This is a genomic window from Streptomyces sp. LaBMicrA B280 (assembly GCF_049222185.1).
Classification (GTDB): domain Bacteria; phylum Actinomycetota; class Actinomycetes; order Streptomycetales; family Streptomycetaceae; genus Streptomyces; species Streptomyces murinus.
The window spans coordinates 143,351-156,085 of record NZ_JBMJCT010000022.1; the positions used below are offsets into that span (position 1 = coordinate 143,351).

Below are 12,735 nucleotides of genomic sequence, written 5' to 3' on the forward strand. Positions count from 1 at the left end.
GCCGGTCCCGGATTCACGTGACACGGCGCCGCGCCGATCAGGGGCCGGCAGTCCGCGGATCAGGAGTCGGCGGGGGCGCCCTGGGAGCGCAGCGCCTCGAAGCCCGCCGCCAGGTCCCGCCGGAGATCCTCCAGCCCCTCGAACCCGACATGCACCCGGATCAGCGGCCCCCGCCCGGCCCAGGTGCCCGCCAGCCGATGGGAGACGGGGTCGGCCGGGACGACCAGGCTCTCGTAACCGCCGTAACTGTGCCCGAGTCCGAAGAGGCGCAGCCGGTCCAGCATGGCGTCGACGGCCGGCTTGGTGAAGCCGCGCGCCAGCTCGACGCCGAACAGTCCGGCGGCGCCCGTGAAGTCCCGGCGCCACAACCGGTGTCCGGGGTCCGCCGGCAGCCCCGGGTGGAGCACGGCGGCCACCTCCTCCCGCCCGGCGAGCCAGCGGGCCAGCTCCAGGCCCTGCTCGTGGTGCCGGGCCAGCCGCACGCCGAGGGTGCGCAGGCCGCGCAGGCCCAGGTAGGCGTCGTCGGCACCGGCGCACTGGCCGAGCCGGATGGCCGCGCCCCGCACGAGGGGGTAGCTGTCCTCGGTGCACACGATCGCGCCGAGGATGCTGTCGGCGTGCCCCGTCAGGTACTTGGTCGCGGAGTGCACCACCGCGTCCACCCCGCCACCCAGCTCCAGCGGACGGCAGAACGCGGGCGTGGCCCAGGTGTTGTCCGCGAGGGTGACCACCCCGCGGGCCCGGCAGACGGCGGTGATCCCCGGGATGTCCTGCACCTCGAACGTGGTGGAGCCCGGGGACTCGAGATAGAGCAGACGGGTGCCGGGGCGTATCAGGGACTCGATCGCGGCGGCCGGGGCGTCCGGGCGGTAGTACTCCGTCTCCACGCCCAGCGCGGCCAGCGAGTCGCAGAACCGGCGGGTCGGCAGATACACCGAGTCGCTGACGAGGATGTGGTCGCCGGCCCGGACGTACGCGAGGATCGCCGTGGTGACCGCCGCCAGACCGGAGCAGGTCACCACCGTCGCGTGCCCGCCCTCCAGTTCGGTCAGCGCCTCCTCGAAGGCGCGGCTGGTCGGCGTGCCGAAGCGGCCGTAGACCGGGCCGCCCCGCTTGAGCGGGTCGGCCTGGGATGCCTCCATCTCGGCCATGTCCCGGTAGAGGACCGTGGAGGCGCGGTGGACGGGCGGGTTGACATAGCCGCTCTGGCGGCGCGGATCGGCGCCCGCGTGGACGTACCGGGTCGCGGGGGAGTCGCTGGGCTCCTTCACCGGCCCACCGCCGCCTCGGACAGGGGCCGTTCGGGCACGGCGGGCTGCCTGCGGCCGCCCAGCGCCAGGGCGAGCAGCGCGGCGATCACGCACTGGGCCCCGACCACCAGCCAGAACGTGCCCAGTTCACCACTCGCCTTGTAGTGGGCGAACACGAAGCCGCCGACGACACCGGCCAGCAGCCCGCCGACCCCGCCCGTCAGCCGCTGGACACCGAAGGCGAACGCGGCGTTGCGCGGCAGGAGTTCCACGAGTTCCAGATCGCAGCGCAGGAAGAGGAAGATCTCGCCCATCGTGAACAGCGCGGTACCCGCGAGCAGCGCCGGGGTGCGGCCGAGGGACATGGCCGCCGTGCCGAGCGCCATCAGGGCGAACGAACCGGCGACCAGCAGCCGGTAGTCGGCCCGTGCGATGCGGTCGGCGAGCGGCGGCTGGAGCACCACCACCATGGCGCAGTTGAGCAGCATCACCCAGCCCAGCGCCTGGATGTTCGACACCCCGGCCGCGTACAGGCCCATGAAGCTCTGGAAGAAGAAGTAGAGGTAGTAGGCGACAGCGGTGAACAGGACCGGGCGCGACGCGCCCCGGAGCGCCGCCCACTTGCGGGTGGACGCCTCGTCCCCGGTCGCCGACGGCAAGGCCGCCGACGGGCGTTCGACCGACTTCAGCGTGATCTGGTGGGCCACGGTGATCAGGGCGAACAGCCCGGCCAGGCCGATCAGCAGCAGCATCGGATCGGCGTCGACCAGCAGCGCGGCGAACAACGGACCGAGTCCCATGCCCGCGTTGAGGGCCGCGCTGCTCACTCCGAGGAACAGCGGGCGCAGTTCGTCGGAGACGCTGGTGACGATGTACGCCTTGTTCGCCGGGAGATACAGCGCGGGGCCGCCCGCCACCAGTACGACGGCCGGATACGCCACCCACGGCACCCGCACCGCCAGCCCGAGCAGCACCAGACCGGCCGTGCGCACGGTGAGCGCGAGGACCATGGTCCGCTTGAGCCCGAGCCGGTCCACGACCGCGCCGCCCAGGATGCTGCCGCCGAACTGGATGAAGGTGGCGACGGCCACCAGCACACCGGCGACCCGGACGTCCAGGTGGACCGCCTCGACCATGAGCACCCCGATGAACGGCGTGACCATGTAACTGCCCAGCGCGACCACGAACGACAGGACGATCAGCGACTTGAGCGCGGCCGGCAGCCCGGTGAACGTCCGGTATTTCGCGCCGAGTTTCGCGCGAGGTCCGCCGCTCACGGCGCATCGCTCCCGCCGGTGGCGACCGGGCGCTCCGAGGGCAGCCCCCACTCGCTCCACGAGCCGTCGTACACCGCGAGCTCGCGGTAGCCGGCCACGGTGGCGCCGAGCGCGAGGACACAGGCGGTCACCCCGGAGCCGCAGCTGAAGTACAGCCGCTCACGGTCCCCGGCCGCCTCCTCGAAAGCCTTGCGCAGCGTGTCCCGTGGCGCCAAGAGGCCGTCACCGTCGAGGAGTTCTCCGAACGGCAGGCTGACCGAGCCCGGCATATGGCCACCGCGCAGCCCCGCCCGCGGCTCGGGCGCGGTACCGGCGTACCGCTCCCGCGTCCGGGCGTCGAGCACGGCGGCACGCGGATCGGCGAGTGCCTCGGCGACGGTGTCGGCGTCCACGATCAGACCGGGCCGGGGCCGCGCGGTGAAGGTGCCGCGCGGACCGTCGTAGGCGGCGGGCACGCCCTCCACCGGATGGCCAGCGGCGGCCCAGGCGGGCAGGCCCCCGTCGAGGACGGCGACCCGGTCGAAGCCCATCGCGCGCAGCATCCACCAGGCGCGGGCGCTGGAGTAGATACCCAGCGCGTCATAGACCACGACCGTGTCCGCCTCGCTGACGCCGAGCGCCCGCAGGGCCTCGGTGAACCGCTCGGCGCCGGGCATGGTGTGCGGCACGGGGGAGGAGTGATCGGACAGCTCGCCGTCCAGGTCGAAGGGCCGGGCTCCGGGCAGGCGCCGGGCGCCGCCCCGCCGCGCGCCGACCGAGGCGTCGAAGAGAACCAGGCCCGCGCCGAGCCGCCCGGCCACCCAGTCCGCCCCGACGACCGGACCGGGAACACCGGCAAGGGAGTTGTCCGGGGGCGTTGTCGCGCTCATGCGGCACCTCCACCGGAAAGGACGGGCCGCCACCGGGAGTTGTCGGAGAACCAGACCGCCACCTGTTCGAGATGGGCGGCCACGTCGTCCTCGGTGTCCCCGTCGACCACATAACCGGCCAGGAACAGACCGGACTTGACCCCGCCGTGGAACACCTGGCCCACCGCCCCGGTCAGCATCTCCTCACGGACACACTCGGGCTGTCCGTCGGCGGCCGACGGCAGCCGCTCCAGCAGCCCGTGCCGCGGCGGGATGCACAGCGCTCCGGCGGGGCGGTAGACGGGGGCGCCGATGGTGGCGGGCAGGCCGCACTCGGCGTACAGCCACTCCTTGTCCAGGTCGATGCCGAACGCGTGCCGGACCATCCCGCTGATCATGCCGCCGCCGGTGCGGCTGGCGATCTCGCAGAAGACCAGGCGGTCGTCCGGCGTGATCCAGAACTCGGCGTGGAACGCGGTCGCAGGCGGCGTCGGCAGCTCGGCGAGCACCGCCCGCGCCGCCTCGACCAGCCGGTCGTACAGCGGATCCGACCGGGTGAGCGGGAGATTGGCCACCCAGTCGTCGTCCCGGAAGGACAGACAGTCGTGGAGGTAGCGGAAGGGGTGCACGAAGACCACCTCGCCACCGGCCACCAGCCCGTCCACGTGATACATCTGCCCCGGTACGAACACCTCGATCTCACTGGTCCCGCGCCATGGGGAGGCCAGATACGCGTCCAGGTCCGCCTCGTCGCGGACGATCGCCGCGCCCAGCGAGCCCGACTCGGACACCGGCTTGATCACGACCGGGTAGCCGTGCTCCGCGACGAAGTCGAGGATCGTGTACGCCGATTCGACCTGCCGGTAGGCGGGTATCTCGACGCTCCCGCGGACGAGGTGGTCCTTCATGACCACCTTGTCGCGGAACGCGAGCGCGCTCGCGGTGTGCTGGCCCTTCAGACCGAGCGACTCCCGCAACCGCGCGGCCCGCACGATGTCCGCCTCGGCGCGGGCGAAGACCGCCTCGACGTCGAACTCGCGGGCCAGGCGCAGCGCGGTCTTCTCCACCAGCTGGTTGGTGTCGTACGCGTCGAAGGCGTGCACGTACGGCAGATGGCCGTACCCTTGCGCGTACTCACGGGGGGTCAGGACGACCGGGACGATCCCGGTGCCGGCCAGCCACTGGTCGTACGGGGTCTTGGTGTAGGGCGTCTTGGCGAAGACGAGGATGTGGCGCATCGGGGCGGTACTTTCTCTGCGATCAGGGCACGGGACCGGTCGGGACGCTCAGTCGGTCAGGATCGGCAGCCGGCGCCGCTCCGGGACCCGGGAGATCAGACCGAGTTCCTCGGACAGCTCGGTGGCGAAGCAGCCGTCCTTGTACGTGCCGGAGAGCCGCTTGGCGGTGAACGCCTCGATCTCGTCCTGGTCGAACTCCACGTCGTACGTGACCTGTTCGCCCGCCTCGCCGTCGGTGACGGTGCGGGTCAGGATGCCCAGGTGCGGCTCGAAGGTGTTGACGCAGCCGACGACGTCGCCGATCTTCTCGCGGCGGCCCTCGGGACCGTCCGAGAGGATTTCCTCGGCCGCCGGGATCGCGGCGAACAGCTGGCGCCCTGCCCGGCACCAGCCGACATGGCCGGGGAAGCCCATGGCCTTGATGCCGAAGGTGCCGAAGTCCTCGCTGACACCGAGCTGGAAGCCCAGCGGGATCGTCTCGTGGACCCACTTGAAGTCGCGGTACGCCTGCTCGATCTCCTCGCGGGACAGGCGCAGTTCGGGGTGCCGGTTGCCGTGGTCGGTGAAGTTGTTGAACCGTACGGTGGCCACGCCCAGCTTGTTGAAGTAGTGGGCGTAGCGCTCCAGCGAGGTACGGCCGTGGTTGTGGCGGCCGATGGTGACGCCGATGTTGACGCGGAAGGCGTCCTGCGGGGCGACGTCCTGGTTGTACTCGGCGATGCGGCGCAGCACCTCCTCGGTGTCCGCGCCGGAGAAGACGCCCTTGATCGGGTAGGTCTTGTGGTCGGTGACCTCGAGGTTCTCGTCGATCACACCGTGGTAGGTGATGGAGACGGTGCCGTAGCCGTTCTCGACGGCCAGGTCGAGGAGGTCGCGCCAGTTGTCGGCGAGCAGCGGGCGGCCACTGGTCCAGGCGTCGCCCTTCTCCATGGTCGCGGTCGGCGTGTGGTCCGACTCCTGCCGGAACTCACGGTTGTTGGCGGTGCCGTACAGCTTCATGAACGCGCCGTCGTAGGCGAAGCTGTCCACGTAGCGGGGGTAGACCTGATAGCCGTGCGCGCGCAGGCCGGCCAGGATGCGGGGGCCCTCCTCCATCGCGAACGACTTGTCGTACACCTTCTCGTAGTTGACGAACCAGCAGTGCGCGCACTTCTGGCCGCAGGTGTTCTTGCCGACCTTGGTGTCGAGGTCGAGATAGAGGTGGATGTCCTCGGGCTTGATGTCCTTGAACGGCGTGGAGAACGGAACATCGCCGTGGAAATCATAGGAAATGGGGTCGTTCTGGGTGTACATGTGCCCCCCGGCATCGTGTCGTCGTCAGAGAAGTGACGGGTTCGTCGGTGAGGTGGACGAGAGGTGGAGCGGGGTTCTCGTCAGAGGTGCGGCTCGGGCGCGGTGACGACCACCGGGAGGGCGGTCAGTTCCGCGACGGCTGCCGCGCAGGAGTCGGTGTCGGCCGCGGTCAGGACCGCCATGCCGAGCCGGTCGGCGGAGGAGCGCAGCGGCTGGACCGCGGCTCCGGGCCGGACATGGAGGTCCCAGGTGTGGACGTCGCCCCGGGCGAGGACGGGGCGCGGCGCGACGGCGGTCACCCGTCCGGGTGAGGCGGTGAGGAAGACGGTGGCGGCGGCCGCCGCCGTGGCGGGGGCCTGGCGGATCCCCGCGTCGATCGCCCAGCCGAGGGCGGCGTGCCGCCAGTCGACGCCGGTGGTGAGCCGGACCAGGTCCGCGATGCCGTCGCCGCCGAGGCGGGTGTGGGTCTCGATCACGATGATCTTGTCGCCGTCGACCTTGACCTCGGTGTGGCTGGGGCCGTCGGTGACGCCGAGGGCGTCGAGCAGCTCGCCGACCGCACGGCCGACCAGCTCCTGGCGACCCTGGTCCAGAGAGGGCGGCGGCATCATGTGGCTCACCTCGACGAAGCCGTCGGTGGTGCCCTTCTCGGCGATGCCGATCACCGTGTGCCGGCCCTCGGAAGAGAGGGCCTCGACGCTGAATTCCCGCCCCTCGGCGAACTGTTCGAGCAGCGTCGCGGCCGTACGGCGGTCCGCGGGGAGGGCGTCGAGGTCGTCCACCAGGGCGATGGCGGTGCTGCCGACGCCGTCCACCGGCTTGGCCACCACCCGGCCGTGGGCGGCGAACAGCCGGGACACCGCCGCCGCGTCGTCGCCCGCCGCGAAGGCCGGGTTCAGATGCGGGGCCTCGCGTTCGAGGACGCGCCGCATCTCCAGCTTGTCGCGGGTGGTGCGGACGACGGCCGGGTCGACACCGGCGACGCCGAGCCTGCGGGCGGCCAGCGCGGCCGGCTCCAGGCCGAACTCGGTGAGGGAGACGACGGCGGTGGGGCGCAGCGGGCGCAGCACCTCGTCGGTGAAGGCCAGGAAGGCGGGCAGATCCTCGAAGTCGACGGTGAGGACCCGGGTGCCGGGGTCGAGTTCGGGTGCGCCGGGCCGCTGGACATGGATGAGCGTCCCGGGCAGTGTCTCCGCGGCCCGTGCCACGGTCGGATTGGCGCCGATGATCACCAGTGTGGGCGTACCGTCCGTACCCGGACAGTCCCCCTCCGGGCCGCCGCCCGCACCCACTGCGTCCACTTTTCCTCCCCGTCCCCTTGCCGACCGCTCGTTCGAAGCGGCGCGGCGAGCATGACGATCGCAAGCGCCCTCGCCGAATGTCAACAGGTGTCTTCCTGAGTCGAATTCACCGCTGTGACCTGCCCCGACCCGGACTTCGGGCTATGTCCCCAGGTCCCGCACGAAGATGTGTACGGGTGGCCGATCACTCGCGCTCCGTGTTCACCCCGTCGCCGCAGTCCTTGTTTCGGCCAATTTCTCGGCCACGCCTTCACATTGCGTTCACGAAACCGCAGTACGCCATGGGCGGCGGCGGCGGTTTCTGGTCAAAATCCAGGACGCGGGGGCGAGGGGCGGGGTTACGGGGGGACCGGTTCGTTTCGCTGGGACGAGTGGGGCTGAGCAGGAGGAGCGCTGCCGTAGCCGCCGTATCGGCGCCGCGGCGGCGGCCGGGACCGTACGGCTGGTTTCTCGGGGTGGCGGTCGGGTGGTGTGCGGCCCCGGTGGCGTGCCGGCCGGTGATGTGCCGCCCGGTGGCCCGCGCTCTAGTGGCCCGCCGCCGCGGCCCTTCGGTCGTTGCGCAGTTCCGTCGCCAGCTGGGTGACCGCCGTGTAGAGCGGATCCGTCTGGGGGACGCCCCAGCGGTGCAGATACACGAGGAGCTGGGTGACGACGGTGTCGTACTCCACGAGGGTGGAGCTGTTGGGACTGGTCAACCCCTCGATCTCCATGAGGCGTTGATGGGTGGCCGCATCGAGTTTGTCCTTGAACTGCGCCGCGTAGCGGCCGACGCCCTTGGCCGGATCCGTGGCGTACGTCAGCTTGGACTCGAAGAGGTTCGCCTGGTCCGGGGTGAGCGCCCCGGACCGGTGGAGGAGCGCCTGGAGGGCGTCGACGCGCGCCTTGCGCTCCGTGGCCAGCGCCTTGATGTCGGCGTCGGCGAGGTTTCGCCGCGACAGCAGCAGGATCTGCGTGTTGTCGAAGCTCTCACCGGCGTCCACGTGCGTGAGCTCGTGCGCGAGCGAGCCCAGCCGCTCGGTCGCGCCCTCCCCCTGCGCCATCATGTGCTTGAGGGTGTACTTCTCGGCGACTCCCGGACCCGACAGCCTCGTCCCCGGCAAGCCGGTCGTGAAGTTGACGATGCCCCGGTTCGCCAGCAGGTCGCCGAGGGTGTCCCGGGTGATCTGCGGGGCCTGCGGATCCGCCTGGAGCTCGGTCAGCAGCTGGAGATCGTCCCCGACGATGGTGCTCTTCTCCGCGTCCGTCAGCGCGTGGAGGGCCCGCAGCAGCGGGGTCTGGAGATGGACGTTGGCCACGGACAGCTCGCTGTTGACGTCCAGGTGCGCGGCCCGGACGCGCTGGAGGACGGCCTCCTGCGCGGCGAGGAAGGCGCGCGCCTGCGCCAGCGGATTCGCGATGCCGTCGGCGTTCGCGAGCTGCCGGAAGAGCGCGGCCTCGGGCCGGCATTCGGCGAGCAGGGCCTGCACGACCTGCCCGTGCCGGGCCGACTTCGACCGGGTGAGATAGTCCTGGCCGGCCTGGACCAGGTCCTCCAGCCGATCGGCCCTGCCCGCGAAGTTGTCCGGCCGCGCCCCGGCCCCGTGGCACTCGGCGAGGGCCCGCTCCACCTCGTCGATGGACGAGCCGCGCCGCTGGAAGGCGCCGACGGTGGTACGACCCTGGAACTCGTCGACCGACATCAGCCGGGCGACGGTCAGCCCCGCGCCGGCATGCGCCGCCGTCGGCGTCCGTGCCGGGCCGTCGGCCACCGCCTCGGACGCCCCGTCGGCCGTCACCCGCCGGGCGACCCGCTCCGCCTCCCGCTCGAACCGGTCCGCCGGATCGCTGACGGCGAGCCCGCCCCCGGTGTCCGTACCGGCGACCGGGCCGCGCCGCTGCTGCACGACATGCGTCAGCTCATGGGCGAGCACCTCGCGGCCCGCGCCGGACGAGGGGTCGTAGCGGCCCTCGCGGAAGACGATGTGCGAGCCGGAGGTGTACGCCTCGGCGGAGACGGCGGCCGCGGACTCGTGCGCCGCCCGGTCGGTGTGCACACGCACATCGGAGAAGTCCGCGCCCAGCCGGGCCTCCATGTCGCCGCGCACCGACTCCTCCAGGGGCAGGCCGGGGGAGCGCAGCACCCCGCGCACCGCGGTGGACTGCTGTTCGGCCGCCGCGGACCGCTCCGCCCCGGCGCGGCCCAGCATCTCGCTGACCGCCGCGTTGCCGATCAGCCGTTGCAGTGAGGCCATCGCGTCCGGTCGTGGCGCGCCCGGCTGCACGGGCCGCTGAGCGTCCGCGGCGCGCTCCGTGGTGGGCCGGGGCCGCGAGCCCGGCGCCGTGGGATCCTCGTGTCGCTTCCGGTGACCGTGCACAACTCTCCTCACCACGCCGAGACCTGCCCCACCCTGCCGGTGTACGACAGGGACGCTTCCCCCGAACAGGGCGAAACGGGCAACGCACGGGCAGATCCACTGCCCGGCCGGTCACCGGTTCCGCATGAAACAGGTTAAGGAGAAGGCTCCGGAAAATCCGGGCCGATGACGGTCGGCCGCAGGCGAACGGGCGGTCCCGACCGATTCGACGCAGGAGGAGAACGTGACCGAGCGGACGTCCGGCGCACCAGTCGCACCGCGCAAGAACGGCCTCGACCGCAAGATCGGCGATGAACTCGCCACGAACATGAACGAGGGCTGGGACGACACCGAGCGCGACGACCTGAAGCCGATAGCCCAGGCCGCCCACACCGCTCGCCGGCGCGCCGAGCTCTCCGCCCGCTTCCCCGGTGAGCGCCTGGTGATCCCGGCCGGCCGGCTCAAGGTCCGCGCCAACGACACCTATTACCGCTTCCGGCCCTCCGCCGACTACGCGTATCTCACCGGCGACCGGACCGAGAACGGCGTGCTGGTCCTGGAGCCCCGCGAGGACGGCGGCCACACCGCGACCGCGTATCTGCTGCCCCGATCCGACCGGGAGAACGGGGAGTTCTGGCTCTCCGCCCGCGGCGAACTGTGGGACGGCCGCCGCAACAGCCTCGGCGAGAACGCCCAACTCCTCGGCCTGCCCTGCGCGGACGTCCGCCCCCTGCCGGACGCGCTGCGCGAGACCACCGGGGCGGTGCGGGTGCTGCGCGGGCACGACCCGATGATCGAGGACGCCCTCACCGGCAAGGTGACCGCCGAACGCGACGAGGAACTACGGGTGTTCCTCTCCGAGCTGCGCCGGATCAAGGACGACTTCGAGATCGCCGACCTGCGCTTCGCCTGCGAGGCGACCGCGCGCGGCTTCGAGGACGTCGTACGGGTCCTCGACAAGGCACAGGCCACGTCGGAGCGGTATGTCGAGGGCACGTTCTTCCTGCGCGCCCGCGTCGAGGGCAACGACGTCGGCTACGCCTCGATCTGCGCCTCCGGCCCGCACGCCACCACCATCCACTGGGTGCGCAACGACGGCCCGGTGCGCCCCGGCGACCTGCTGCTGCTCGACGCCGGTGTGGAGACGCGGAACCTCTACACGGCCGACATCACCCGCACCCTGCCGGTCAGCGGGCGCTTCACGCCGCTCCAGCGCAAGATCTACGACGCGGTGCACGAGGCCCAGGAGGCCGGGATCGCGGTGGTCCGGCCCGGTGCCGGTTTTCGCGATTACCATCTGGAGGCGCAGCGGGTGCTCGCCGAACACCTGGTCTCCTGGGGCCTGTTGGGCGACCTCTCGGTGGACAAGGTCCTCGAACTCGGCCTCCAGCGCCGCTGGACGATGCACGGCACGGGCCACATGCTCGGCATCGACGTCCACGACTGCGCCGCGGCCCGCACCGAGATGTACGTCGAGGGCACGCTGGAGCCCGGCATGGTCCTCACCGTCGAACCGGGCCTCTACTTCCAGACCGACGACCTGACCGTGCCCGAGGAGTACCGGGGCATCGGCGTACGCATCGAGGACGACATCCTCGTCACGGAGTCCGGCAACGAGAATCTCTCCGTCTCGCTTCCCCGCCGCTCGGAGGAGGTCGAGGCCTGGATGGCGGGACTCGCGGACTGACCTGGGGGCAGCTCCTCCTTTCCCGGGAGAGCGACCGGCACCACGCCGAAGGCGGGCGGACCGGGGCCGGGAACCGGCGTGCCGGAATTCCAGGTGCGTGCCCTGACCGGCCGTGACAGTCTCCACGCATGTCGATCATCGGTGTGTCTTCCGAGGTGTCCCTCGCGTACGAGACCTTCGGCGACCCCGGCGACCCCCCGGTCCTGCTCGTGATGGGTTTCGGCGCGCAGCTGCCCGCCTGGCACGAGGACTTCTGCCGGGCGCTGGCCGACCGCGGCCGCTATGTGATCCGGTACGACAACCGCGACTGCGGGCTGTCCACCGGGTTCGACGACCACCCCGTCGACATGGGCGAGTTCATCGCCGCCGTCAGCTCCGGTGACCTTCCCGCCGCGCTCGCGATGGTTCCCTACCGGCTCTCCGACATGGCCGCCGACGGCCTCGGCCTGCTCACCGCGCTCGGTGTCGAACGCGCCCACGTGGTCGGCGCCTCGATGGGAGGAATGATCGCCCAGACGATGGCCGTCTCCGCCCCGGAGCGGGTGCTGACCCTGACATCGATGATGTCCTCGACCGGCGAGAGCGGGTACGGCGGATCCAGCCCAGAGGCGCAGGCCGTGCTGTTCGCCCCGAAGCCCGCGGACCGGGAGGGGTACGTCGCGGTGGCGGAGAAGGAACTGGTGTGGGCCTCCAGGCGGTACGGCGACGCCGCGGCGTTGCGCGAACTGGCCGCCGCGAGCTACGACCGCGCCTACCGTCCCGCCGGGATCGCACGGCAGCTCGGCGCGATGATCCTCAGCGGCTCCCGCGCGGACGTGCTCCGTGCCCTGCGGGTACCGACCCTGGTGATCCACGGCCTGGACGACACGCTGATCGACCCCAGCGGCGGCAGGCGCACCGCGGAACTGGTGCCCGGTGCCGAACTCCTGCTGATCCCCGACATGGGCCACGACCGCCCCCGCGAACTCTGGCCCACGCTCATCGACGCGCTGGCCGCCCACACCGGCTGAGCGGGCATCGCGACGCCGGAGAGTCCCACTCCTCCGCGCCGGTCACCCGGAACTAGTCCTCCGCGTCGACCACCCGGAACCGTTCGGCCACGACCAGCGCGTCGTCGTCCACGACGGGGGTGTAGCCGAGCAGTTCGGTCACCTGTTCACCGCGGAAGAAGTCCCGGTGGCCGGCGGCCCACTCCTCGGCGTTCGCGTAGCCGCGGCCCTCGTCCAGCGCGAACCGGTCGTCCACCTCGCGGAACGGGATCACCCGGGCCTCGGTCAGTTCGATCACGACGGCCGTACGGTCGTCCGAGTCGAGCACCGCGTACCGCTGGCCGGCCTGGGGGAGGGGCTGCCCCGTCCGCTCCAGGATCTCGACCAGCGCCGTCATGGCCGTCTTGCGGCCGCTGATGATGGCCTCTACCCCGCTGTCGCGCTCCGGGCCGGGAAAGGCGAGGGCGAGATTGGGGAGATCATCAGCACTCATACGGCCGAGCGTACCCGACAGTGTGT

General features: G+C 71.6%; 10 protein-coding genes. 2 read left to right on the forward strand and 8 right to left on the reverse strand.

Features of this window, described 5'->3' with window-relative positions:
• Positions 1-59 precede the first annotated feature (59 nt).
• The 7 genes from metC to ACLF5H_RS20020 all read right to left on the reverse strand — a co-directional run bounded on the left by metC (position 60) and on the right by ACLF5H_RS20020 (position 9,438).
• On the reverse strand, positions 60-1,271 hold the full coding sequence (gene metC / locus ACLF5H_RS19990; RefSeq protein ID WP_421677370.1) for a cystathionine beta-lyase: 1,212 nt from the start codon (positions 1,269-1,271) through the stop codon (positions 60-62).
• Positions 1,268-2,527, reverse strand: a complete 1,260-nt coding sequence (locus ACLF5H_RS19995; RefSeq protein WP_421677371.1) for an MFS transporter — start codon at positions 2,525-2,527, stop codon at positions 1,268-1,270. The genes metC and ACLF5H_RS19995 overlap by 4 nt, the downstream gene beginning before the upstream one ends.
• Positions 2,524-3,396, reverse strand: a complete 873-nt coding sequence (locus tag ACLF5H_RS20000; protein ID WP_421677372.1) for a sulfurtransferase — start codon at positions 3,394-3,396, stop codon at positions 2,524-2,526. Before ACLF5H_RS20000 ends, ACLF5H_RS19995 begins: the two co-directional genes overlap by 4 nt.
• Positions 3,393-4,613 carry an ATP-grasp domain-containing protein gene (locus ACLF5H_RS20005; protein WP_421677373.1) on the reverse strand — a complete coding sequence of 407 codons (1,221 nt, stop codon included), beginning with the start codon at positions 4,611-4,613 and terminating at the stop codon, positions 3,393-3,395. The genes ACLF5H_RS20000 and ACLF5H_RS20005 overlap by 4 nt, the downstream gene beginning before the upstream one ends.
• A 48-nt stretch (positions 4,614-4,661) precedes the next feature.
• Entirely contained in the window at positions 4,662-5,906 is a 1,245-nt protein-coding gene (locus tag ACLF5H_RS20010) for a radical SAM protein (protein ID WP_421677374.1), read from the reverse strand.
• Between the two features lie 80 nt (positions 5,907-5,986).
• Positions 5,987-7,207 (reverse strand): ATP-grasp domain-containing protein, encoded by a 1,221-nt coding sequence (locus tag ACLF5H_RS20015; RefSeq protein ID WP_421677375.1) that lies wholly within the window; start codon positions 7,205-7,207, stop codon positions 5,987-5,989.
• A 524-nt stretch (positions 7,208-7,731) separates the two neighbouring features.
• Positions 7,732-9,438, reverse strand: a complete 1,707-nt coding sequence (locus tag ACLF5H_RS20020) for a DUF4157 domain-containing protein (protein WP_421677376.1) — start codon at positions 9,436-9,438, stop codon at positions 7,732-7,734.
• A gap of 346 nt (positions 9,439-9,784) precedes the next feature.
• On the opposite strand from ACLF5H_RS20020, the gene ACLF5H_RS20025 reads away from it, so the two are divergent.
• Both ACLF5H_RS20025 and ACLF5H_RS20030 read left to right on the forward strand, forming a co-directional pair.
• Entirely contained in the window at positions 9,785-11,227 is a 1,443-nt protein-coding gene (locus tag ACLF5H_RS20025) for an aminopeptidase P family protein (protein ID WP_421677377.1), read from the forward strand.
• Positions 11,228-11,355: 128 nt separating this feature from the next.
• Entirely contained in the window at positions 11,356-12,237 is an 882-nt protein-coding gene (locus ACLF5H_RS20030; protein ID WP_421677378.1) for an alpha/beta fold hydrolase, read from the forward strand.
• A gap of 52 nt (positions 12,238-12,289) precedes the next feature.
• On the opposite strand, the gene ACLF5H_RS20035 is transcribed toward ACLF5H_RS20030, so the two are convergent.
• Complete coding sequence (locus ACLF5H_RS20035) at positions 12,290-12,709, reverse strand: ASCH domain-containing protein (RefSeq protein ID WP_421677379.1); 420 nt, start codon at positions 12,707-12,709, stop codon at positions 12,290-12,292.
• Positions 12,710-12,735: the final 26 nt, after the last annotated feature.